The 26,682-nt window shown below is 58.3% G+C and carries 10 protein-coding genes; 4 read left to right on the forward strand and 6 right to left on the reverse strand.

Features of this window, described 5'->3' with window-relative positions; translation table 11 throughout:
• Nucleotides 1-43: 43 nt before the first annotated feature.
• Nucleotides 44-3,022, forward strand: coding sequence for a serine/threonine-protein kinase (locus tag PSR62_RS22480; RefSeq protein ID WP_274405206.1), 2,979 nt, complete (start codon nt 44-46; stop codon nt 3,020-3,022).
• A 58-nt stretch (nt 3,023-3,080) separates the two neighbouring features.
• Here PSR62_RS22480 and PSR62_RS22485 read toward each other — a convergent pair whose 3' ends face one another.
• From PSR62_RS22485 to PSR62_RS22505, 5 genes are read right to left on the reverse strand one after another with little or no spacing between them, the layout of a single operon-like run.
• Nucleotides 3,081-5,336 carry an efflux RND transporter periplasmic adaptor subunit gene (locus tag PSR62_RS22485; RefSeq protein WP_274405207.1) on the reverse strand — a complete coding sequence of 752 codons (2,256 nt, stop codon included), beginning with the start codon at nt 5,334-5,336 and terminating at the stop codon, nt 3,081-3,083.
• A complete protein-coding gene (locus PSR62_RS22490) occupies nt 5,282-6,715 on the reverse strand; it encodes an efflux RND transporter periplasmic adaptor subunit (RefSeq protein ID WP_274405208.1) in 1,434 nt (477 codons plus the stop codon). The genes PSR62_RS22485 and PSR62_RS22490 overlap by 55 nt, the downstream gene beginning before the upstream one ends.
• Before the next feature lie 3 nt (nt 6,716-6,718).
• Nucleotides 6,719-7,636, reverse strand: a complete 918-nt coding sequence (locus PSR62_RS22495; RefSeq protein WP_274405209.1) for an efflux RND transporter periplasmic adaptor subunit — start codon at nt 7,634-7,636, stop codon at nt 6,719-6,721.
• Nucleotides 7,636-9,660 carry a preprotein translocase subunit SecA gene (locus tag PSR62_RS22500; RefSeq protein WP_274405210.1) on the reverse strand — a complete coding sequence of 675 codons (2,025 nt, stop codon included), beginning with the start codon at nt 9,658-9,660 and terminating at the stop codon, nt 7,636-7,638. The genes PSR62_RS22495 and PSR62_RS22500 overlap by 1 nt, the downstream gene beginning before the upstream one ends.
• Nucleotides 9,657-11,603, reverse strand: coding sequence for a TolC family protein (locus PSR62_RS22505; RefSeq protein ID WP_443217462.1), 1,947 nt, complete (start codon nt 11,601-11,603; stop codon nt 9,657-9,659). The genes PSR62_RS22500 and PSR62_RS22505 overlap by 4 nt, the downstream gene beginning before the upstream one ends.
• A 453-nt stretch (nt 11,604-12,056) precedes the next feature.
• Between PSR62_RS22505 and PSR62_RS22510 the strand changes: the two genes are divergently transcribed.
• The 3 genes from PSR62_RS22510 to PSR62_RS22520 all read left to right on the forward strand — a co-directional run bounded on the left by PSR62_RS22510 (nt 12,057) and on the right by PSR62_RS22520 (nt 25,373).
• A complete protein-coding gene (locus PSR62_RS22510) occupies nt 12,057-20,807 on the forward strand; it encodes a DUF4347 domain-containing protein (protein ID WP_274405212.1) in 8,751 nt (2,916 codons plus the stop codon).
• Nucleotides 20,804-23,767: a response regulator gene (locus tag PSR62_RS22515; RefSeq protein WP_274405213.1), complete on the forward strand. Its 2,964-nt coding sequence runs from the start codon at nt 20,804-20,806 to the stop codon at nt 23,765-23,767. Before PSR62_RS22510 ends, PSR62_RS22515 begins: the two co-directional genes overlap by 4 nt.
• 295 nt (nt 23,768-24,062) lie before the next feature.
• Nucleotides 24,063-25,373 carry an HD domain-containing phosphohydrolase gene (locus PSR62_RS22520; RefSeq protein WP_274405214.1) on the forward strand — a complete coding sequence of 437 codons (1,311 nt, stop codon included), beginning with the start codon at nt 24,063-24,065 and terminating at the stop codon, nt 25,371-25,373.
• A gap of 115 nt (nt 25,374-25,488) precedes the next feature.
• On the opposite strand, the gene PSR62_RS22525 is transcribed toward PSR62_RS22520, so the two are convergent.
• On the reverse strand, nt 25,489-26,415 hold the full coding sequence (locus PSR62_RS22525; protein WP_274405215.1) for a class I SAM-dependent methyltransferase: 927 nt from the start codon (nt 26,413-26,415) through the stop codon (nt 25,489-25,491).
• Nucleotides 26,416-26,682: the final 267 nt, after the last annotated feature.

Raw genomic sequence — 26,682 nt, forward strand, 5'->3', positions numbered from 1 at the left:
GAACACACGCTTCGATCAGAGAACACTACGGAAGTGATTCCCGATGAATTTAAGTGATCTGCCCGCCCGCGAATTAGCCCGCCTCGATGCGGTGTGCTTGGAATATGAATCCGCTCTTCGGCAAATCGCGGACGGGGAACCAGCGACTTCGGATTTGGTCAGCATTCAATCGCTTGTCGAACGACATGGCGGTGAGCATGCCGAGCTACTGCGTTCCGAATTGGAAGCGATTCGAGCCGAGATCGACGGGAATCTAGGAATCCACGGCGAATCAGACGAGCTGACACAGGTCCTGGCGTCTTCCAATGACACGCCTTCACAGAACCTCGCATTGCTGGACACCCCCGCACTGGAAGCGAACGGGACGCCCAACGGATTTGGTTCGCCTGCCACGGCGGAAGCACGCGTCAAGAAGGCCTTGGCCAAGGTATCGTCCAACGCCCCTGACGAATCGCTGCCCCCGCTGGGAACCGAAATCGGTCCGTACCGTTTGGACGGGGTTCTGGGACGTGGCGGGATGGGCGTGGTGTACCGGGCCACCGACACTCGACTGGAACGCAGCGTCGCCGTCAAAATGCTCTTGACCAACGGGCATCCCACCTTGGTCGAACGATTCCAACGCGAGGCCAAGGCGGTCGCTTCATTGACCCATCCCAACATCGTCGAGCTGTTCGACGTTGGAGTGCATGACGGGATGCCCTACGCCGTGATGGAGCATCTGCGTGGCGAAACGCTGATGCGACGCATGGAACAGCGGCGAACCGATGTGGCCCCGATCACGACTCAAATGGTGCGGGTTTGGGGCAGGCAACTGGCCGAAGCCCTCGCAACTTCGCATGCCGCCGGCGTGATTCACCGTGATTTGAAACCCGAAAATGTGATGCTGGTTGGACGTCGCGGTGGTTCCCCCACGCCGTCACCAGCGACCACCAACACAATCAGCAGTCATTCGTTGGCGTCCCAGCCTTCGAATGAAGGCTCGTTGCCATCGGTCAAGCTTTTCGACTTTGGTTTGTCGCGTGTCGGTCGCGCCGTGTTTGGCCCCGGGGAATCGGATCCCGAGAACCAACACGACGACGCAGGCAGTGACGACGATGACGCGAAAACCCGTGCGGGCATGATCCTGGGAACTCCGGGTTACATGGCCCCCGAACAGGCTCGCGGCGAAACGGTCACGCCCGCTGCCGACGTGTTCTCACTCGGATGCGTGTTGTTCGAAGCGTTCTACGGACGGCCTGCCTTCACCGGAAAATCACCGGCCAGCCGCTACGCAGCGGTCCTGGAAAAGACTCCATTGCCCGATCCGGGACGCCGTCGCGATGACATCGCGCTGGCAGATCTGATCATGGCGATGATGCGAAAAACCCCTGGGGATCGTCCGACCGCGGCGACCGTGGTGGCCGCTCTTTCAAGTGGCGGTACCACACTGCCGGCTCAGGAGGGCGAGACGCTGGCGTTGCCGATGGACGGCGTTTCGCTCAAGCAGCCAACCCGGACTGCCGGCAGCATTTCCCGTCGTCGGTTCGCTGAAATGGTCGGCGGAAGCTTCGCAGGCGCGTTGTTTGGAATGTCTGGATTGAGCGGCAACTGGACCAAGCTCAACCAGATTCGCTCAATCGGCGTGCTCAGTTTCATTCCCGATTCCCAACTCAAATCGACTGCACAAATTAGATCGATCGCACAAATCAATCCTCAACCCGCTGGCGGGCGCATGCTGCAACGTGGTGAGTTGTTGGCTGGTTTGGTCGCCAATGAACTGAGCCGCTTGAAAGGGTTGTCGGTGCCGAAGTATGTGCCGATGACCGCCAGCTTCCCCGATCAATATCGCGAAGTTGCGTCGAGACTGGAAGTGGATGCCTTGGTTGCCGGAACCTTCACCGAGGCAACGGGCACTCAGAGCGGCGTGATGGATGTGAACGTCCAAATCATCTGTGCCGAAACCGGCACGCAGATTTGGGGCAAAGTCATTCGCACCACCGCAGGCGACAACCTGATTGAACAAACCGACCTCGCCCGACAAGTGGCGACCGCGATCAATCGGAGTTTGCTCGAAGATCCGAATGAATCCAAACCGCGTGACCCGGGTGCCTTCACCTGTTTGCTCAAAGGACGAACCCAAGCGGACCCGGACAGCATCGGCGGAATGCGTTCGGCACTGAAGTGCTTCGAAAGTGCGCTGCGAGAAGACCCGAATTACGCGCCCGCACACGCCGGCAAAGGGCTGACATCGTTGACCTTGGCCGGTCGCGTCGACGACGAGGAGGCTCAAGAGCTGATCATCCAAGCCCAGCAATCCGTTCAGACGGCATTGGAAATCGATGCCAGCAACGTGGAAGCGCGGTTGGCGTCGGCCATGTTGATGTATCAGAGGCTCGGCGATCTGAAGCCCGCTCGCGATATCCTGCGTGGTTTGGCGAACGAAACAAGAAACTCATGGCAAGTGCATCACCAACTCGGCTGGGTCGAATTGATGTTGTACGAGGAGATGGCCGGTGTTCGCTCCCTTCGGAATGCCGCGTCGATGCACCCGTCATCCAAGTTGTTGCAGTCGGACTTGGCACGTGCCCAGTGGTTGATTGCAAACAAGACTCGCGCGGTCAATGAAGCCAAGGCCGTGATGCCCAAGAGCGACGGAGGCAAAATCGGTCCCGAGAGTTTCACTCGCGGCCTGCTCATTGATTTGTACGAACACAGCAGCGACTTCCAATCCGCGGCGGACTTGGACCCCGAACTCAAGTGGACGGCAACCGATGGTGCTGATCGCTACTGGGAACAACGCCAGACGCGATTGAAAACGCTTCCCTACGGCCCCTACGGCCCCACGCTGAACGAAACCATTCTGCAACTCCGCCGCACGGATGTTCCGACTCGAGAACCCGCCGAGCAACGGTTGGCGAGACTGCTTCAAACCCGCAGTCCGATGCTGCCGTTGCTGTTGATTAAACACCCGCAATTCGATTCCATGCGGACTCTGCCCGCGGCGGGTGAGGCATTCCCGGTGCTGAACCCACGCAACATCTGAACGACGTGATTCGAGGCTCGTATCAGGCTTCATTCCTGCCTGTTCCTGAACCATCAACTCAGTCCGCGGTCTCGGCGGCTTCCGCCAAAGCGTTTTGAAACCAGTGTTTCAATCGCGTGGCGATGGGAGCTTGATGCCAACCGAAATGGGCTTCCAAACGCATTCCCGCTGGCACGCGTTTGGCCTCGGTTTCCGACAGTTTCACGACGCCTCGGAAATGTGGTTGCAGCAACCGCATTGCATCGATCGTTGTCTCCCCCAACCGATCCTCGCGTGACGATTCCGTTGAGGAATCGTCGTCCATGCGAACCGCCAATGGTCCCCCGTGAGTGGCTGCCAACGATGCGTTGGGCACTCGATCCGATGCTCGCGGCTGAAGTTGATCGAGGGTGCCCCAAAACGTCTGCCGTCCAGCTGAAACCAATCGCACCGACTCACCCATTCGCTGGCGAACGTCTTCCACCTGGGACTGATTGACCACCGCCAAGACTTCTTTGTCCGTCGGCGTCGCAACCACCATCAGCACATCCCCTTCCTTCACGTATGTGTTGAGCTTCGACGGCAAATCCTCGGCGATCACGCGTCCCGATTGAACGGCGCGAACCTGTAACTGGGCAGACTGCTTTCGAAGCGTCTGTAATTTGTCCGAGATCGCTTGGCGGTTGTCCAACAAAATCAGCCGTTCGGATTCCTCGCGAGACTCGATCGCTTTGCGAAGGCGGATGTCGTTTTGCTGCTGTGCGATTTCCAACTCCGCGACCCGCTGCTGAAGCTCTCGGTTTTCGATGACCGCCAACCGGTCGCCCGCCTGAACCTGATCTCCCTCGTGGACCAACAGTTCAACCAGAAACCCTTCCACACCGACTCGCACCGCCGACTCCGGGCGATACTGCACCACCACCGGGACGCGAATGGACGATGGCACTGGCATCGCGACCAACATCCATCCGAGCATGCCCACTGCCAAAGAGCCCAGCACCAGGCCACGGCAAACCTGAAGCGGGTGAATCCCCCAAAGCGTCCGCATCGATTGCAACCAAGTCACAAACGGCTTGCCCCACCACATCCATCCTCCCAGCAGCGACAGCAAAACGCCCGCACCACCCAACATGGTCGACGCCGCGATGCCGAGCGACACGCAGACGAGCACTCGCCAAGCGACGGCGCACCATCCGTAAACAAACACGGCCGTCCGACGCCAACCCGTGTGGGATCGAACCCAAGACGCATCACCCAGAAACCAACGCCGCAAGAATTGGCGGACCGATTGGTTGGCTTCAGTGGCCAAGTTCGGAACGTCCATCCAATCCGAAAGCATGAAGTAGCCATCGAATCGCATCAACACGTTGGCATTGAACAGAACCGTCGAAAGTCCCGCCGTTAGAATCACGTGGTGGCACCACCAGCGGATGATCTCGCTCTCACAGAACAACCAACCGGCGATCGCAACGGACGCCACCCAGCCCTCGATCAACATGCCTGCCGCTGCGACTCCGATGCGCGACCAACGCGACGACAATCGCCAACAACTCGAGACATCCACGTAGGCCAGCGGTGTCATCAAGACCCAAACCACGCCGGCTTCTCGGACCGTCCCGCCCGCGCGGTGACAGGCAATCGCATGCCCCAGTTCATGGACCAATTTCAGACCGATCGCCGTGAGCAACAACCAAGCCCAGTTGGACGGATCGAAGATCGATGCCGCTCCAGCAAGAAATTCCGACCACCGCGTCGTCAGCCCAAGCAACGCGGCAACGATCGACAACACACCGACCACCAGCATCGGCGTTGTAAACAGAAATCCGAGAGCGCGTGAAAGCGGCAACAGCAACTTCGCCGCACCCGGAATCGGCGTTTTGATCCAGAACGGATTCCAACGCGTCAGTGATTTGGCCTTGGTTTCACTCGCACTTGCCGTCTGACCGGATCGTCCTCTGCGAGGTGGTGGTGCATCGGCAAAGTGCGCCAATTGATGATCGATCAACCAGCGAGCGATGGACTCACATTGCGAAGACGAGGGAGCACCGCGTCCCATCTTCGCGGTGACCAACCCGCAGGCTTGTGCAATTGTACGATGCCCGTCCAGCGCAGACAGGAACGTGTACTCGGGCAATCCCACACGAAAGAACTCATGTGTGGCAGGAATTTCAATCCGATAAATCGGCTCCCCCGTTTCGCGGACGGGCCAGACCTTCACGTCACTGGCGATGCGGATCGGTTGTTGCTGCCAGTCGATGGTTCCAGGATCACGCTGCGTCATCAGACACCCAACCATCGAAGCAGCAAGTTCCAGGGACGATGAAAGACGATCCATCCAATCGGACGTTTGTTTCCATAGATCGTCGCGCGTCCCTTCATGCCGGGTCGCAGCAAACCGTCTTGATCATCCACCGTGACCTCCGCCAGAAACACATTCTCGGAATCACGCAGGGTCGCCGCGGGGTGGATTCGCGTGATCGCACCGTGCATGACTCGGTCTGGCATCGCATGCGTGTGGATCTGCGTCAGCATTCCAGCACTGACGTAAGCGATGTCTTCCTCGGGGACTTCGATCTCGACCTTCATCGCACCGACCGGCGCGATTTCAAACAGAGTTTCACCACGAGTCAGGGGAGCGCCTTCGGATTGCTTCCAATCACCACTGACGATGATCCCATCGATCGGGCTGCGAATTTCCAGGTTGTCTTTGCGATGGTTCAGCAGTTCGGTTTGCGTCTTCAAGCGATCGGCTTCCAGTGCCGCAATCTGGCTCTTGCCAAAGTCGTGTGTTGCCATCGACCCGCGTCGTTCCTGGTCGGCTTGACCGTGCAAGGCTCGCAATCCAGCCAGCTCGTATTCCAATTCGCGAGGGTTGATCTTCGCCAACAATTCGCCAGCCTTCACGGTGTCGCCAGGACGCACCAAGCACTCCTGCAGCGGACCATCAAACGGGGCCGCGATGAAGCGTCGTTGGACGGGTTGCAGTTGCACGTTGGTGCGAATGTTGTGGTGAGCGGGCAGAAACATCAACAGGATGAAGGCTGCGACGACGCACACGGTCGCCCGTTGCCAGGTGGCACGAAACGACCGAATCCCACGCACCAGGGACGCTTCCACACCGGAGGGCTGCAGGCGTTGAATGCTTTGAAGTTTGCTGCACAGCAACGGACCGAACGCTTCCAGGATCGAAGCGGCGGAGGGTTCATGCGGGTCCAGAATCAACAACACCCCCAGATTGTCGCCTGCCGAGTCGGCCAACGGGCACGCCATCAGATTCGAGGATCCGATCGCCTTCAACCATTGCCGCATCGCCATCGTGCCGGGCGAGGAGGCCACCTCGGTTGCCGCGACATGGCTGAGTTGGTCTCGCAAGCAAGCTTCTTCCGCGGCAGCCAGTGCTTCTCGCTGCTGCGTTTCCCCGTGCGGAGTCGCTGAAGACGATTCGGCCGCGAATTTGCCACCGTTGCTAGCGTGATCGCTGATGCACTTCAACCCAGCACCAAGACGGCTTCGCCAACACAGCACAGCGCCCTCGGCCTGCAACCACTGGCTCAACAGACGCGTGGCGATGGAGGCCGCGTCTTCGAATTCGTGACACCTGTCGAGCGCAGATTGCAATTCAATCGCCGCCGCCAAAGTTTCGGCGCGACGTTGCAGATCGTGATGCGAATCACGATCGAGCGAGTCAGAGGAAGGCGGCGTGGCAGTGAACACGTGCTAACGCACCGCAGGAGAAAGAGAAAGCGGTGCGTCGCTGACTCGGGTCCGTTTTGATTCGATCGATCGCGCTGACGCTTCGAGATCCAACCAACAGACCACGCCACTGCGAAGGTCTCTGTTTTCGTTGTCCAAGATCACTCGCACGCGAACCGTTCCCGACTCGGCATTGGCAACCGGCGAAATGTGCTGGAGCGTCCCCAGCACTGCACGGCGAGCCCCACCGACGCGAACGACAACGGTTTGGCCTTCGGACAAGCGATCGATTCGACGCAACGGGACGGAAAAGATCGCTTTCAGGCGATCCAGTTGAACCAATTGCAGCAGGACGGGATCGGTTGGCGAAACAAACTCCCCTGCTTCCTTGGCAAACGAGACCACGACCCCGTCTGCGGGCGCCAAGATACGCCGTTGTTCCAACTGACAGATCACACGCTGGTGTTCCAACGCTCGAACACTCAATTCTTCCGTGACGCTTTGCAATCTTGCCAAGGCTTGTCGGTGATCGTTCTCGGCGCGTTCCAGTTCACGTGGCGTGGCATTGCCTTGCGTGAACAATCGGCGATAGCTCTGGACTTGTTGTTCACGAATGGCCACTTCGGCTTCCGCGGCCGTCTTGCCGCCGACGGCATCTTTTGCCGCTCGTGACACTTCCAATGTTTTGCGCAGCAACGTGTCCTCGAGTTGAGCCAAGAGCTGACCTTCCTTGACCTCGTCGCCTTCCCGAACTTTCAGTTCGGTGATCACGCCCATCTCCGATGAGGAGACGTTGACCCTTCGATAGGGCTCGGTGAAGGCTTCGTACTCATCCGCGGAAACGGTGTTCACGTAGCCGGTCCCCAGGGCTCCTGAATCCAGCCAGCCCAAGCACTGCACACTCACCAAGACGCAGAGCGTCGCTATCCAGTTGTGGTTCATTATCCTGCATCCAATGCATGAAGGTGTGGGGCGGGATCACGGTTTGATTGAGCCTTGCAAACCAATCCGCGATCGCGATCGTCTGCTTCCAGCAATTGCCGTCGGGCCGCAGCGGCCCGCTTGGCTTGCCGCTGTTGGATCGAGGCGATCTGGGAATCCACCGAAAGTGTTTCCATTTGGTCGTTCGCGATGGCACGCCGAATCGCGCGGCCAACCCACGGGGCGGATTGGCTGACCAACTCATCTTCGGCCGACAAAAAATGCCGGCAACTGCCCGAGTCACCACAGCGGGCACAACGCCCGATCAGTTGCCGATCGACTCGCGCCGAACGATGGTGTTCCGCCACGATCACGTGCAATCCGCCTTTGGCTGCCACATCGGGATGCAGTCGAATGTCCGTTCCGCGGCCCGCCAAGTTCGTCGCGACGGTGATCGCGTGTGGTTGCCCTGCCCGGGCGATCACCTCAGCTTCCTCGGTGTTCTGCAGGCCGTTGAGCAACTCACAGGAGAGCCCTTGCCGACGAATCTCCTCGGCAACGCAGTGGCTGGTCGCAATGTCCAGCGTGCCAACCAACACGCAACGCCCAGCGTCGGTCATTCGGCGAGCTTCCTCGGCAATGGCAGCCACCTTTTGCTCCAACGTGTTGGTCACATGTGTCGGGTGAACCACTCGTCGAGATGGCAGGCGAGGTTGCACCGTTTGCACCTGCAGACCATAGACCGACTTCAGCTCTTCGCGACAATCGCCCGCGGTTCCGGTGACTCCCGCCAAGTAGTCGTAGGAACGATAAAAACGCTGCCGGGTGATCTTCGCCAGGGCTTCGCTCTCCCGCTGGATCGGCAGCTCTTCTTTGGCCTCGATGGCTTGTTGCAAACCGCCGGACCAGGTTCGATCTTCATAAATTCGCCCCGTGGATTGATCGACGATCCGAACGGATTGTTCGTCGATCACATAATCCATTTCGCGACGAAGCAAATGCTTGGCTTGCAAGGACAACTCCACGTATTCGTGCCAAGGACGCCGTAGAGAAGCATCAGACCAATCTTCCAATGATTGGTAGGCGAGATCCAATCCCTGGTCTGTCAACTCAATCAGTTGTCCGGTTGTTCGAAAGTCAGCGCCTTCCCGAAGTGATTCCGCGACAGCCCGAGCATGTCGATGGACGGCGGCGTCCTCGGCCTCCCCCGGTCGCGTGCCCGACAGCAACAATGGTGACAACGCGTCATCGATCAAGACATGATCGATCTCGTCGACCAAAGCGACCGCGAGCCCACGCTGCAATCGTGCGTTGCCGGTCGTCGTCGCGTTCAGTCGATTCAGCAGACTGGTGCCGGGACGCTGGCGAGCCGCCGTGTCCATGGCCAACTGGTCGCGAAGGTAATCAAATCCAAAAGCGTGCCCGGGCCCATAGGTCACATCGGCTCGGTATGCCAATTGGCTCCGTTCCGGCGAGACGTCTTCGGGCAAGCAATTGGACACAACGCCCAACAACGCCCAGGTTTCGCGCAGGTCGTCATGATCCCGCTTGGCCAAGTAGGCATTGGGCGTGGCCACATGCACGCCTCGGCCCGGCAACGCGGCGATCAACGAAGCCACAAACAAGGCGTACGTTTTGCCTTCACCGGTCTGCATTTCAGCAACGCCGCCGCGACGGGACATCCAGCCAGCCGAAACGATCAACCCGGCACGCAATTGAACTTCAAACAATTCAATCCCGTGGGTTTGCTCCACGGCATCGAAGGCCAACACCAACGCATCGACCAAACACTGTTCCCAGATCACATCGCGTTGTCGCGATGAGCTGCGTGGACCCTCGGCCAAATGCTGCAACAGGCGAGTTCGAAGCGTCTGCCATCGATGCGCCAAATCGCCTCGGCGGCACTCCCGTCTTCCACTCAACTGATCGCCAGCGGCTTGCAGAATGGTTTCGATCTCCATCGCAGGTCGCCCGGGGAACCAAGAGTGTCCGGAAGCCGAAGTCAAAGCCGAACACCAATGGTTGGCCGCCTTGAGAACACTCATGGCAGGCTCCATTCAGGAACCGTTGGCAGCGAGAGTTGTTCGCCATCAATCATCCCGCCAAACGGTTCTGGTTCCGCCAGAATGACCGACGGTGTGTTGCTCAGAACGGGCGAAACCTCCGCCACATCGCACACCAACAACACGCCCATGGCTTTGCGAAGCATCACCCACGAAAGAGCATGAGCGACTTGGGCGCGAACGAGACCGCGTTCTTCGTCTGCCAAACGTTCTTGTGCATCGAGCAAATTCTCGATCAGCAAAATCGCGTTTTCATTTGGATCCGGCAAGTGAATCCAACGTTGCCGCAGGTATTCGACTTCGCGGGTTGCTGCGATGGTCGAATGTTGCTTGGCAATCAGTTCATTGAACAGCGTTTGTGTTTCGCGAACGGCGATTTCAACTTCAGTGATCGCCGCTTCGGTGGTCTGTTGGAACTCGGCATAAGAACGTGTCCATTCCCAGCGATTGCGCCGCAAACGAGCTTGGTTGGCACGGTTTCCCCACGGACGTTCAAAGATCAAACCGGCGGAGTAGGTCGGACGCCCTTCGCTGAATTGGCGGCCAATGGCTCCCACCGTGTTTCGACTGGTGTCCAACCCCGAAACATACGAACTGAGCAACAAGTCCAACTGCGGCAAGACTTGATTGCGGGCAGCACCAACTCGTGTCGAAACCGCATGCATTTGTTGCAGGCTCTGCACAATGTCAGGACGGTTGTCGAGCGCCGTCAGGGTCGCGTCCCGCGTGCTCAACTCAATCGACTGCATCAAAGGTCGCTCGACCGGCACCATTTCGAACTGCGCCAACTGAACAAATTGGCGATCACCGGTCAGCAATCGCAACTTGGACTGCGCGTTGCGAATCCGAGTTTCAATGCGGACCAAATCCGCCTGACGTTTTGCCACCGCAACGTTGGCACGCAAAATTTGTCGCTGTTGAGAATCGACCGCGCCACGTGCATTCAGTACCGCTTGCATCTCCAATGCACTGGCCAACAAGCGATGGCGTTGCAACCATTCGGCTCGGGCTTGGTAAAGCTCCCAGTACGCGGTGGTGACATCAACGAGGTGCGTTTGAATCTCTTCACGCACTTCACTGTTGGTGATCTGTGCGTCGATCTTGGCCAAAATCACGCGAGTCCGATTGACGGCTTTTCCGTGATCCCGAAGCAGCGGTTGCGAAAAATTCAACTCCAACCGCGATGTGCCCTGCGGGTTGGGTGTCAGGAAGGTGGAGTTATTGCTTTGAAAGCCACCACGCTGCACAACTTCGAGATTCCCGCCGCTGGTCAGCTTCTTGCGAACACCAGCCGAAGAGGCAAACAGATTGTCACGGAAACGATCGGATTGGTCCCCGGTGGTCAGTTCGCTGCCAACCGGATCGTTCGTGTCCGTGTAGTTCGCATCCAGGAAAGTCAGGGGGTCGAACTGCGCATCAGCGATCACGATGTCCGTCATCGAGATCTGTGGTTCGGTCAGCAGGCTGCGAACGTAGGGTGAAGCGATCAGGGCCGTCTGGGCCAAACCCGACGCGTCGACTGCGGTGTATTGCTCGGCCAGACCCAGCGGACGCGAGACGTCGGCGTCCCACCACACAACTTGCGGATCGAGCTGACTGACTTCGCCATTCAGCGGGGCATAATTCGACAACGCAGGTGAATTTCGGAACCAGCAATTCGCGTCGCCTTCCGCGGGCACTTCGCTATCCAGCACTCGGTTCCGATAACGGTCCACTTGTTGTGCATACGGACCACTCGAAACGGCATGCGGTATCGGCAGATGAACCGTCGCGTGAGAGCGATACGGATTCAGCTCGTGTTCGATGGAGTGAGGCTCGGCCGAAAGAGACTCGGTGGCAGGATACTCAGTGGAATGCTTCAACGGTTCAACCGGCGTCTGCCCCCTCAGCGTGACCTGACTCGATCCCGCGATCAAACCCAACACCCCAATGGCACGAACCCACCTGCGGCCAACCGCAGGCGACTTGCGCAGCGTCCCCCAAGGTTTGCGAAGACGCAATCCTTCTCGGGGGCCGTCTGTGGGTTTCACGCGTTGTTTCATTGAGCTACTGAGGCAAGTTCGGTCTGAAGTGGCAATTCGGTGTGCCCCCAGACACCTGATCCTTCGTCTGATCGACCGAATCGATGGAAGTAATTCAGGTGCAACGATGCATTCATCCTGCACGACCGGACCCACGGTCGAAATGAACGTTGCAAACCGCACATCTTCACCAGTCCCAAAAGAAAACCTGTTTTACCCATTCTGTTTTCGAGGCCTCCTGACGTTTTGTCGCCTACATTTCGGCGGACGACCGGCCCACACCAATGGGTTGTACCGTGAGCAAGCGTGTGTCGATGCTGTTGTCCCTTGTTCGAGCACGGACGTGCGAGGTATCCAATGTCAAAATGGACGAAACACTGGTGGCAGCATTGCTGCTTGAGGGTGGATCACGTCGTGACATTGGCGCAGACTTCCGTTTGGTCGCGCGGCCCAGCGTCTCACGGCAAGCGGTCCCCCAATGTCAGCACGCTCGAACCGATGGTGCTGTTCAGCGCCACGCCGATCGATCCCGCGATGATGGACGGGGCGTCCTCCGGTGAAGCCGCTGCCGCTGCAACGGTGATGGAAATCGCCTTGGATTCGGAAACCGAATCACAACAGAGCACCACCGCATCGAGCGTTCAAAACCCCGAGGAACAGTCGGCCTCTGTCACCGGTGAGCTCATCGTCATTGATGCGCTGACACCGGACCTGGAGGCGTTGCTGGAAGACCTGCGTCTGCATCGTGAAGGCAGCGAGGTGATTGTCCTGGATGCGGATCGAGATGGGATCACGCAGATCACTGAGATTTTGGAGTCACGCACCGGCATCCGTTCGTTGCAAATCATTTCGCACTCCGAGGATGCCTCGGTGCGACTGGGAAACCTGTGGCTCGGGGCGGACAACCTGGATGCTCACGCGGGTCAGATCGCCTCCTGGCAGCACGCCCTGACATCGGATGCGGACATCCTCTTTTATGGCTGCGACCTAGCCTCCGATGCCTCGGGCAGAACGTTGGTCGATTCCATCGCGGCACTGACTGGCGCCGATGTGGCCGCCAGCGACGATGACACCGGCCACGCTCGCTACAACGCGGACTGGGACCTGGAATATGCGACCGGCATCATTGATAGCGAAATCGTTGTCAGCCAAGCGTTCCAACAGGAATGGGGTCACAAACTTGCCACGATCACGGTCACCACTTGGATTGACGAGAGCAACGACAACGGCGAGATGTCCTTGCGAGAAGCCATCGCCTTGGCCAACGCGGGTGCGGGCGGGGACACGATTGTTTTCGACGCTTCCCTGGATACCCCAACGGTCTTCCAACTCACCCGTCATCAATCGGAAGACAACACGAACTCCTATGGCGACCTCGATATCCTGAAAGATGTCACCATCGTCGGGCATGGGATCAACAACACGATCATTGACGGGGGAGAACTCAGCCGAATCTTTGACGTTCGCAGTGGCACGCTGACAATCTCGGATGTGACCTTGCAGGGCGGACGTTCAGGTTCCAACTCGGGCGGTGGGATTCAGGTCAACGCCTCGACGGGACTGATCGTCGATCGAGCTTTGCTGACGAACAACTCCGGAATCGATGGTGGAGCGATCAGCAACTATGGAACCATCGAACTGACCGACGTTTCAATCATTGACAACGGTGGGATTGCCGGACAAAGCACCAACACCGGCGGCGGGATCCAAAACCGCGGAACCGCCCACTTGAACCGAGTGACATTGTCCGGCAATGTGGCAACCGTGGGGGGTGCCATCTTCATTGAGTCGGATTCCACGCTAACGTCGTTGACGAACGTCACCATCAGCGGCAACACGGGCACCAACGTCGGCGGTGCCATCTACACCAAAGCTGCCACGAACGTTGTCCATTCAACGATCACGCTCAACACTTCCACAGTCGGTGGGGGGATTTTTGTTGAGTCGGGAACCACGACCGTTGCCAATTCGATTGTCACTGGCAACACGGGAATCAACGCGAGTCCCGATGTTCAGGGAACATTCACCTCCAGCGGTGGCAACCTGATTGGAAACCTCGGCTCGGCATCCGGGTTTGGCGGCGATGACCTCATCGGACAAAACGCCGATCTCGGATCACTCGCCAACAACGGTGGCTATGTCCTGACGCACAAGTTGCAAGGCAGCAGCGCGGCGATCGATGCTGGCAAACCTGAAAATGAAGTTGGCGAAGACGCGCGCGGATTCAGTTCGCTGGATGGACGACTGGACAGTGGAGCGTATCAAGCCCAGGCTGGCGTGATCGATCGCATCTTTTGGATCGACAACGGAACAGATGAGATACGATCATCCAATCTGGATGGGACCGATGTTCAAACAGTCCGTAGTGGTTTGTCGAACCCCGACGAACTGTTTGTGGATTCCGTCAATCAACACCTCTATTTCTCCGAACCCGGTAGCGATCGAATTCGCCGTGTCAACTTTGACGGGACGGGGCTGGTCAATGTCCTCACGGGACTGGACGAACCGCGGGGCATCGAGATTGATCTCGCCAACCAGAAAATCTACTGGGTCGAAGACGGTGACGCCTACAATGCCGTCAAACGTTCTGACTTAGATGGAAACAACGAAGAAACACTCGCGCTCGTCACGGCGGCCTTCAATCTCACCAAACCAGACGATATCGAACTGGACCTTGTCAATGGTCATGTCTACTGGACCGACGAACTGACCTTCAAAGTCGAACGGATGGATTTGGATGGGTCCAACCGAACGACGCTGTTCACTCACCCCGGTGGCATTGGCACCGCCGTGAACGGGTTGGCAATCGATGTCGCCAACGACACGCTGTATTACTCCGTGTCCGCAGGGACCGATGCCATCTGGCGCGCGGATCTTGATGGCACCAATCGCAGCGTCTTGATCGACTCAGGCTTGAATCAGCCCGATGGTCTGACGATCGATCACCTCAACGGAAAGCTTTACTGGACCGATTCCGGCGTCCCCGGAATCTTCATGTCCGACCTGGATGGCAACAATGTCACCAATCTCGGAATTGCGGGGTTGGACGCACCACGCGGAATCGGGCTGGGAGCCTCGCAAACCAACCTCGCTCCGATCTCGATTGGGTTTCAATCCAATCCGATTGTTGAAAACACCAACACTTCGTCAGGATTGAGCGTCGGTCAGTTGTCAGCGATCGATGCGGATGAAAACGAGAGCTTCACGTACGCTGTCGTCGGCGGACTGGATGCTGGAAAATTCTCGATCGGTGGCAGCAATTCAGATGAATTGATCCTGACCGACGGAGTGTTGGACTACGAAAGCCAACCGTCTTACAGCGTGATCGTGGACGTCACCGATTCGGACGGCAACACCACCACGCAAACACTCAGTCTTCGAGTCCAGAATCAAGCCGAAATCGATGGTCTGTGGTTCAGCACGGATAATGATGTGGACAGTTCATCGGTTGCTGGTCTTCCAAACTGGGGTGATGACCAGGTCGTGCAAATCAGCGACCCTGGATTGACTCTGGATGGAAACGGAGGCACCACATCCGGAACCGCCTCCACGATCGGTTTCCGTCTGGAAAATTTCATCAGTGAAACCAATGTCGGCATCTCGGGCATGCATGCGGTTTGGTCCGGACTAAGTGTCGGTTCGGGAGCAAACAGCTTTGAGTTGTTGGCGGGCGACCTGATCTTTGCGATTGACAAGAGCGGCATCGATTTTTCGAGTGCCACCGAACCCGACAAGGAATTCGACAGTGAAGACGTGATCGTGTTTCGTGCCTCCACACCGGGTGATTACTCTGCTGGCGACTTCTTTCTCTTGCTCGATGACCCCTTGAATGGAAATGACATTCACGGGATCTCATTGGTCGAAAGTGCAGGTGGAGTCACGGTTGGGGACACGACGCTCCGCCAAGGAACCTTTCTGCTTTCCGAATCTGGTAGCGAAGACGACCGAATCTACACCTACACGGCTGACACCGTCGGTGAATCAAACACATCCGGTACCGAAGCGATCCTGATCGAAGGAGATGACTCCGTCGAAAACAATAACGGCGGGAACTTGGAGTTCAACGAAAAGATTGTGGGGCTGCATATCGTTGAGTCCAACACAACGATTGGTGGCGTCGCCGTCAGCGCCGGAGACCTCCTGATTGCCATTCATGCAGGGGGAGAATCATCGACCACGATTGGTGGAGTGACGGGGACGAACCAAGATGTCTTTCGGTTGACCATGACATCCACCCGAATCGGCGGGAACGCCTCCGTGGGCACTGTCGAGTTGCTATTCGATGGTTCGGACATTGGATTGGACCAATTGGATGACCAAGAAATCAATTCGCTGACTTTCGTCGAGGGAACCTCCCCCAACTCGCCCATCGGCCCGATTTCAGATGCCGATGCAGATCCCGACAGCGTCGACGAAGACGCCGACATTGGAGACGCGGTCGGCGTCCAGGTCCTTGCGACTGATGCGGATGGCGAGACGGTGACGTACAGTCTGGTGAGCGATCCCGATTCTAAGTTCACGATTGACTCCGGAACCGGAATTGTCACTCTGGCAGCAACCTTGGACTACTCCATCGCGACCGAGCACAGCTTCACGGTTCGCGCCACCAGCACAGACAGTTCCTACACCGAAGAAACTTTCTCGGTGGATGTGAACCCCGTGAATTCAGCTCCGTCCTTTTCCATTACCCCTGTGCTGGCTTCCATTTCGGAAGACGCTGACCTAACCGGCGGTGTGCACGTCGCGAACATCACGCTCAACGACGATGGACAGGGGACCAACACATTCAACCTGCTCGGCACCGATGCCGCCTATTTCGAACTGCGAGACTCGAACACGAAGCTGTATTTGAAAGAGGGAGTGACACTCGATTTTGATACCAAGAACACCTTGAATCTTTCGATTTCGGTCGATGATTCCACGGTAGGTTCCAGTCCGGATGACACGGATCCCTTTTCGATCACGGTCACCAACGTCAACTCGGCCCCTGTGGTGACGCTTAGTCAAAACAGCGTCTCGATGGCGGAAGACACCGCGACGGGTTCGCGGATCAAAGTGGCGGACATCATCCTCACCGATGACGCGACGGGTACCAACACGCTCTCGCTGTCAGGCACCGACTCGGGACTGTTCGAAATCGACGGCACCGAATTGTTCTGGACCGGTGACACACCGTTGGACTTCGAATCGAAGGCAACACTCAACGTCACCGTCAACGTGGACGACACCTCACTCGGCGGCGGCATCGACTCGTCGACGGACTTCACACTGTCCGTCACCGACGTCAACGAAGCTCCCACGGTCAGCTTGTCCAATCTCGTCACAACGATCAGCGAAGGACAAGACCTGTCCTCCGGCATGAAGGTCGCCGACATCACCGTCTCCGATGATGCCCTCGGGACCGAGACGCTGTCACTGTCCGGTGCCGATGCGGGTCTGTTCCGAATCGATGGAACGGAAGTTTGGTTGATCGACAACGCGGCGCTCGATTACGACACCAATGGCGTCTTGGATGTCACGGTTTCCGTGGACGACAACACGGTGGGTGGCACGCCCGACGACAGCCAAGCGTTTTCAATCAACGTCACCGATGTGAACACCGCTCCGGTCGTCAGCCTGAGTCAAAGCGCCGACTCGTTGCCCGAGTCCACCGCCACAGGCTCACGAATCAAGATGGCCGACATCATCCTCACCGACGATGAAACCGGAACCAACACGCTCTCGCTCTCAGGCACCGACTCGGGCCTGTTCGAAATCGACGGCACCGAACTGTTCTGGACCGGTGACACACCGTTGGACTTCGAATCGATGGCAACACTCAACGTCACCGTCAATGTCGACGACACGTCACTCGGCGGCGGCATCGACTCCTCGACGGACTTCACACTGTCCGTCACCGACGTCAACGAAGCTCCCACGGTCAGCCTATCCAATCTCGTCACAACGATCAGCGAAGGACAAGATCTGTCCTCCGGCATGAAGGTCGCCGACATCACCGTCTCCGATGATGCCCTCGGGACCGAGACGCTGTCACTGTCCGGTGCCGATGCGGGTCTGTTCCGAATCGATGGAACGGAAGTTTGGTTGATCGACAACGCGGCGCTCGATTACGACACCAATGGCGTCTTGGATGTCACGGTTTCCGTGGACGACAACACGGTGGGTGGCACGCCCGACGACAGCCAAGCGTTTTCAATCAACGTCACCGATGTGAACACCGCTCCGGTCGTCAGCCTGAGTCAAAGCGCCGACTCGTTGCCCGAGTCCACCGCCACAGGCTCACGAATCAAGATGGCCGACATCATCCTCACCGATGATGGAACCGGAACCAACACGCTCTCGCTGTCAGGCACCGACTCGGGCCTGTTCGAAATCGACGGCACCGAACTGTTCTGGACCGGTGGCTCGGCGTTGGACTTCGAATCCAAAGCGGCGCTGAACGTGACAGTCAACGTTGACGACACGTCACTCGGCGGCGGCATCGACTCCTCGACGGACTTCACACTGTCCGTCACCGACGTCAACGAAGCTCCCACGGTCAGCTTGTCCAATCTCGTCACAACCATCAGCGAAGGACAAGACCTGTCCTCCGGCATGAAGGTCGCCGACATCACGATCAACGACGACGCACTTGGCACCGAGACATTGTCACTGTCCGGTGCGGATGCGGGACTGTTCCGAATCGATGGAACGGAAGTTTGGTTGATCGACAACGCGGCGTTGAATTACGACACCAATGGCGTCTTGGATGTCACGGTTTCCGTGGACGACAACACGGTGGGTGGCACGCCCGACGACAGCCAAGCGTTTTCAATCAACGTCACCGATGTGAACACCGCTCCGGTCGTCAGCCTGAGTCAAAGCGCCGACTCGTTGCCCGAGTCCACCGCCACAGGCTCACGAATCAAGATGGCCGACATCATCCTCACCGATGATGGAACCGGAACCAACACGCTCTCGCTGTCAGGCACCGACTCGGGACTGTTCGAAATCGACGGCACCGAATTGTTCTGGACCGGTGACACACCGTTGGACTTCGAATCGAAGGCAACACTCAACGTCACCGTCAACGTGGACGACACCTCACTCGGCGGCGGCATCGACTCGTCGACGGACTTCACACTGTCCGTCACCGACGTCAACGAAGCTCCCACGGTCAGCTTGTCCAATCTCGTCACAACGATCAGCGAAGGACAAGACCTGTCCTCCGGCATGAAGGTCGCCGACATCACCGTCTCCGATGATGCCCTCGGGACCGAGACGCTGTCACTGTCCGGTGCCGATGCGGGTCTGTTCCGAATCGATGGAACGGAAGTTTGGTTGATCGACAACGCGGCGCTCGATTACGACACCAATGGCGTCTTGGATGTCACGGTTTCCGTGGACGACAACACGGTGGGTGGCACGCCCGACGACAGCCAAGCGTTTTCAATCAACGTCACCGATGTGAACACCGCTCCGGTCGTCAGCCTGAGTCAAAGCGCCGACTCGTTGCCCGAGTCCACCGCCACAGGCTCACGAATCAAGATGGCCGACATCATCCTCACCGACGATGAAACCGGAACCAACACGCTCTCGCTCTCAGGCACCGACTCGGGCCTGTTCGAAATCGACGGCACCGAACTGTTCTGGACCGGTGACACACCGTTGGACTTCGAATCGATGGCAACACTCAACGTCACCGTCAATGTCGACGACACGTCACTCGGCGGCGGCATCGACTCCTCGACGGACTTCACACTGTCCGTCACCGACGTCAACGAAGCTCCCAGCTTCACCTTGGATTCCCCTATGACACTGGTGGCGGAGGACGAAGACCTGGCGAGCGGTTTGAAAGTGGCCGACTTGTTGATCACGGACGATGCACTCGGAGCCGAAACATTCTCACTCAGTGGCGATGACGCGACGTTGTTTGAGGTCGTTGGAACGGAACTGCGATTGCGAGCGGGCATCTCGCTCGATGCCATCACCAACCCGAACTTGGACGTGACCATCGAATTGGATGACGCCAGTCTGGGTGGTGGTCCGGAAGACACACAAACGCTGCAGATCCAAGTCACCACCACGAACACACCGCCGACGCTCAACAACTGGCAAAACAGTTCGTTTGTTGGCCAAACCATGGAGATACCGGCCTCCGTGTTTACAGGGCTTTCTGACGACATTGATGGGCAAACGTTGACGGCCCACCTCCATTCAGGTCCGACGCTTGGCACCTTGGATCTGCGTGTCGACGGCGGATTCACCTTCACGCCGCCTCCTGGATTCATTGGTTCGATCACCTTTGAATGGACGTCGTACGACGGACGACAACACAGTGCTGCAGCGACGGCCACCCTGACATTCCTCCCGATCCCCACCATCCCGACGCCTCCCGCGCCACCATCGCCGGATGATGGGTCAGGGTCCAACTCGGATGCGTCTGATAGCGACCAAACGGATTCTGATTCTGATTCCGATAGCAAAGACGATTCCGAAGACAGTTCCAACGATTCGGACTCCGAATCCAATTCCGAAGCGGAATCGCCCGACGTCCCAGTCGGCATTCCCAACGCGGTCACCGGCCCGGATGGAAGTGGACAACCAGGATCCCAATCTGCTGGTGCCGAAGAGACATCGTCGGAACTCGAACGCATGAACGCCAGTGTCAACGAGGCACGGCTTGCGAACGAAGCTGCTGAACGCGAGCACGAATTCGCGAGCACGCAACTTGCACTGGGCCACTCGAGCGGGCGCATTCAACGTTTGGATCTGGATTTCGACTTTGGCTCCGATGGTGCCACCATGACATCCATTGATTACGCCCTGATGAGCCAACCTGGTGAGATGTGGGACCAACTGGACAACTACCAACAAAAGGTCAACTCACAAATCAATGGCGATTTGATCGTGGTCGGCACCGCCGGTGCTGCCGCTTCCAGTGTGACGGTGGGTGTCGTTGCCTGGGCACTGCGAAGTGGGCTGCTGTTGTCAGGTTTGATCGCACACATGCCCGCCTGGAGTGCGGTGGACCCGTTGTTGATCATGCAAGGATTCTCTGGAAACGGTGACGGAGAAACTCTCGAAGAACTCATGGACCGCCACGATAAAGCGATGACAGACGAATGATGAGCCTCTATCAGCGTATCCCGATTCGCATTCGGATTTCACTCGGTCTGGTCGGCCTGATGGCCGGCAGTCTGCTGGTGGCCAGTGCCGCCGGTTTCTTCCCCAATGAACAGGAAGAAATCTTGCACGGCCGTGCGCGGCTGTGCGAATCGTTGGCGATCAGCGGCACCGCCATGGCCAGTCACGGGCAAGTCGACTCGTTGCGGGTCACCCTGGAATCGGTCGTTCACCGAGACCCGCAGATCAACTCGATTGGTTTGGTTTCCAGTGAAGGACAACTGCTTGTCTCTGCCGGCGAACACGATCACTTCTGGGACGAAAGCCTCGAAGACGACGTCAACCAAATGCGTGTCCCGGTGTTTCGATACGGGAAACAGTGGGGCGAATTGCAGGTTGCGTTTGCCTCCACCGGCGGTCTGTTTGGCCTGAACTACTGGGCCCCCGCTTGGCTGCTGATTGTTCTGGTCCCCGCCTGCTTGATCCAGTTTTCGTTCTTCCTGAAGAAGACCCTGGAAAGCCTGGATCCCTCCGGTGCCGTTCCCACCCACGTCGAGAACGCGCTGGACACCATCACGGTCGGGTTGGTCCTGCTCAATTCGCGAGGCCGAATCCTGTTCACCAACCGGCGTCTGAATCAATTGCTCTCGCAAGAACCTGCGGAGATGACCGGCAAAAAAATCGACGACCTCGAATGGCAAGCGCTGGCCGACAGCAATGAATTGCTGCCTTGGGAAGAAGCCAAGCAGAACGATGATTCGGTCATGGATCGGATTCTTCAATACGACAACAGCGGTCGCATGCTGACGTTCAGCGTCAACTGCACCCCGATCGCGGGCCAAGGCTACTTGGTCACGTTCGAAGACATCACCCTGATCGAAGAAAACAAAGTCGCACTGGCGAAAGCCCGTGACGCCGCGGAAAACGCGAACGCGGCCAAGAGTGACTTCCTCGCGAACATGAGTCACGAGATTCGCACGCCGCTCAACGCCGTGCTCGGTTTCACCGACGTGCTGCGCCGTGGGTTGGTGTCCAGCGGTGATGAAGCGGTCGACCACTTGAACATGATTCACCGCTCCGGCGCCCACCTGCTGGAACTGATCAACGACATCTTGGATCTGTCCAAGATCGAATCAGGACACCTGCAAGTCGAATCGATCGACACCAACCTCGACGACATCGTCACCGACGTTGCCAACACCTTGAAGGTCAAAGCCGATGAGCAAGGCCTGGAACTCAAAGTCGATTTCCGGACCGCCATCCCGCGAACGATCCAGTCCGACCCAACCCGCCTGCGTCAAGTCGTCACCAACTTGGTCGGCAATGCGATCAAGTTCACCGAAAGTGGCTCGGTCTCAATCGTGACCTCCTTGCTGAAGACGCCTTCCAACTCCATCGAAGGATACGACCCAATCATTCGAGTCGACATCATCGACACGGGGATCGGGATGACGCCGAGTCAACAAGCCAAAATCTTTGACTCGTTTGTGCAGGCCGACAGCTCCACAACGCGCAAGTTCGGCGGCACCGGGCTGGGGCTTTCCATCAGCCGCCGGTTGGCCGAAGCCATGGGCGGAGCGTTGACGGTGCACAGTGAAGTGGGTATCGGCAGCACCTTCCGCGTCGAGATTCCAACCAGCGTCGCCAATCTTCAAGACATGGTCAGCCCCGAAGAATTGGCTCGCTTGGCACAAGAGAAATCGGCCGGTGAAGTCAGTTCCGAATTGCTGCGTTTGCCTTCCAAACGCGTGTTGGTCGTCGATGACGGGGAAGCCAACCGTCGCTTGATCGAATTGGTGCTCAAACGCGCCGGTGCCGTGGTGTTGACCGCCGAGCACGGACGAGAAGCCCTCGAGATGATCGAACAGGGCCAGCAGGCCGGCGATCCATACGCACTGGTGTTGATGGACATGCAAATGCCGGTCCTGGACGGGTATTCCGCCACTCGACAACTGCGAGCACAAGAGGACCAAACTCCTGTCATTGCCCTGACCGGGAACGCCATGCGTGGTGACCGTGAAAAATGCATCGATGCCGGTTGCGACGACTTCCTCACCAAACCGGTCAACTTGGACGAGTTGCTGCAAATGGTTTCGCAGTACCTCGGCCCGGTCGATCCTGGAACCCTGACCAACGCCACTGTTCTGTCTTCCCCAAGTGTTCTGTCCCCAGAAACAACGTCTCGCTTGGCTCAAAGCGGGCTGAGTGGCATGGCATCGCTGCCGTTGACACCGGTCACTCCGGCCACCGCCAACCTGCCGTCGTCCGCGATTGTGCCGACCTTGCCGATGGACGACGAAGACTTCCGCGCCATCGCTGGCGACTTTGTCTCGCGTCTGCAAGCCCGCTTGGACGGCATTGAACGGGCCATCGACGAGGCCAAGTTTGATTTCGTTCACGGCGAAGCCCACTGGCTCAAAGGCGCCGGAGGAACCGTTGGTCTGGACGTCTTCACTCAGCCCGCACGCACGTTGGAACAAGCCGCCAAAGATGAATCGGCCGGCAACGCCCAGTCGATCCTTCAGCAAATCCGCGAATTACACAGTCGGGTCATGATCCCGGGAATGGACACGCTGTCCCAACCCGACGCAGACGGCTTGACCGGCACGTCCAACGCCCCCCTGGATCCGCTGCAGATCGTCAATCCGATTCACTGCACCCTGCCCCTGGAAGACCCTGATTTCCATGCCATCGTCTCGGACTTCATCGTGCGACTCGACGCCCGATTGAAGGACATGCGATCCGAATTGCACACCAAACAATTTGAGGAATTGGGACTCAGCGCCCACTGGCTGAAGGGAGCCGGGGGAACGGTCGGCTATGGCGACTTGACCCAACCATCACGTGAATTGATTGATGCCGCACTGGCGTCTGACTTCGACGAATGCGAGTCCTGCCTGTCACAAATCGAGGCCGTGCGTCGCCGCATGATCGCCCCCGGCCCCGTGCCGCACACCGTTTGAGTCCGCCCGTTTGAGTCCGCCCGTTTGAGTCCGCCCGTTTGAGTCCGCCCGTTTGAGTCCGCCCGCTGGAGTCCGCCCGCTGGAGACCTCCCTGCGGTGAGCGTCTTCGCACACTCGATCGCGACTCGTTTCGCGGCACCGTTGCAACCGTTGCAATCGCTCAGGTCGTTCGGGGGGCAAAAGACAATCCTCGCCATTTCCTGTCGTTTCAGCGTCGGTTCCACGGCGTGAGGCATCTTTTTGAACATCAAATGTTTCCCCACGTTTTGAAACCGCTTCCTTCGGATCAAACTCGATGAACCTTCCCAGCACCTCCCCTGACACGGCCATCTTTAGCGCGCCGGTTGTCCCAGGAAGTCATGGTGTTCTCCCGCAAGGAAACTCGGCCAAACCTGTCGCGGCGTTGCCCGGCAAGGTCATGATTGTGGATGATGAGATCGCCAACGTCCTGGTCGTGAAGAAGTACTTGGAACGAGCTGGCTACCGCGACTTTGAAACGACCACCGATTCCACGTCCGCGTTTCGGATCCTCGAAACCAGCATGCCGGATGTCTTGTTGCTTGATATCAACATGCCCAATGTCGATGGCATCCAAGTCTTGGAACGGGTTCGACAAGACCCACGTTTCAAACACTTGCCCGTGTTGATCCTCACCGCCAACACCGACGAACGAATCAAATTGGTGTGCTTGGAATTGGGCGCGACGGACTTTTTGCTCAAACCCGTCGACCCGATGGATTTGACTCCCCGAGTTCGCAACTCACTGCAAAACAAAAACTTCCAAGACCGACTGCAACACCACGCCGCCGAACTCGAACTCAAAGTCGAGCAGCGCACCCGGGAACTCGAAGCCTCCCGTCGCGAAGTCATCTACTGCTTGGCTCGGGCCGCAGAAATGCGTGACAACGACACCGGCAACCACGTCATTCGCGTTGGACGCTTCGCGGGCATCATCGCCGCCGGAATGGGATTGCCCGATTGGTTTGTTCGCGACATTGAAATGGCCGCGCAGTTGCACGACGTGGGCAAAATCGCCATCCCCGATGCAATCCTGTTGAAACCCGGCAAGCTCGAACCCGAAGAGTTCGACGTGATCCAAAACCACGTCAAATTCGGGCACCAAATCATCCAGCCCCACACCAGCACCGATGCTCGCCGGATGCGAACCCACGTCGAACTCGGGGCCGACATGCTCAGCAACGGCAGCGCGCTGATGCGACTGGCCGCCAGCATCGCGCAAACCCACCATGAAAAATTCGATGGTTCGGGATACCCGCTTGGATTGGCCGGCAACGACATCCCACTCGAAGGCCGAATCACCGCCGTCGCCGACGTGTTCGACGCCCTCTCCGCCGAACGGCCCTACAAAAAAGCCATGCCGCGAGAAAAGTGCTTTTCCATTCTGGAAGAAGGCCGCGGCACACACTTCGATCCTGACGTCTTGGACGCCTTCTTCGAATGCACCAAAGAGATCGTTCGCGTGCAGTTGGACTACATGGATCACTGCGAACCCACGCCAGCCACCACGACCGCCCAGCCCACGACCGCCCAGCCCACGACCGCCCAGCCCACGACCACGGCCCAGCCCAGTAACAACGAAGCCTAACAGGCTTCGCCCCGGCTTTTCCACTCGCTGCGCAGGGGCAATCCTCCCGTCCCAACCCGAATGCGTCAGCGAGGGACCAGGCCCCCTTCGGGCCATCCCTCGTCCACTGACTCAGCTAGCGTTCGTTCCAAACGCGAACGAAGAACCCCGCGTCCAGCTTCCGGCCTGCCTGATCAGGCAACCGCAATCGCCCCGTTTCGAACTGAAGCGTTCCTGCCGGGCCAACGACTCGGGGAACTTGAGCGGCCAAGTACGCCTGCACATCGACCTGATTGACGTCCGGCGAGTGCCCGGTGACGAGCAACCGAAACGCATCCGGTTCCAGCAACTTCAGGCTGTCGTCGATCAACGGCCACACATCGCGAGCCAATCGCCAGGCCTTGCCGCTGGGACCGTGCCCATACGCCGGCGGGTCCATCACAATCGTGTGATAGCGTTTTTCGCGGCGGACTTCTCGAGCGGTGAACTTGACCGCATCATCGATCAAGAATCGGATCGGTGGCTCCTCCCATCCGTTCACCTTCGCCGCGTCGCGAGCCGATTGCACGTTCTGTTTGGCCGCGTCCACATGAGCGACCGCGAACCCAGCCGACACCAGGGCCATCGTTGACGCCCCTGTGTAAGCGAACAAATTGAGGGCCTTGGGACGGTTGTCGGCCGAGACCTCTGGCAGCGAGTGCGTACGCAGCCAATCCCAATTGGCCTGTTGTTCCGGGAAGACGCCGATGTGCCCATACGGGGTTGGCGCGACGGGCATCTGGAATCCACCGCAGTCGACGCAGCGTCCCGGTTTCCACTCCGAGCGATGATGCCACTGTTTTTCTTTTTCGTCGAACCGGCTGCCCACAACCTTCCACCGCGCATGTTGCTTGGCGGCCAGCCCCTCCGCGGCCGGCGAAGGCCGATCGATCAGTCGCCCGGCGACCCGTTCCAATTTCCGCCCGCCACCAAAGTCAACCAGTTCATACCCATCCTCCGTGCGGCCACCAGGCATCCGCGAGGGAGGTGATTCAGTCGAGCGAGAGGGATCCGAAAAGTTCATGGCGAGCAGTGTATCCCCAACCCGCCGCGACGTGTCCCCCACGTTTCACCCGCCAGCTCGAACCACCCCACGCCTCAGCAATTCTCGATTTGCAGTTGTCAATTTCCCTTTTTCAATCGTCCCCCGCCCCTCCGCGCCACCCTTGCGCCAAGCGAAGCGAAGGCAAGCCCCGTCGATCCCAACCCGCCGCGTCAGCAAGCTTCCCCCCAACCGACAATCGACTCTTGTCACACGGCGGCGCGGAAGTTAATCTTTCCGCCACGAAGT

The sequence above is a fragment of the Rhodopirellula sp. P2 genome (assembly GCF_028768465.1).
In the GTDB taxonomy this organism is placed as follows: Bacteria; Planctomycetota; Planctomycetia; order Pirellulales; family Pirellulaceae; genus Rhodopirellula.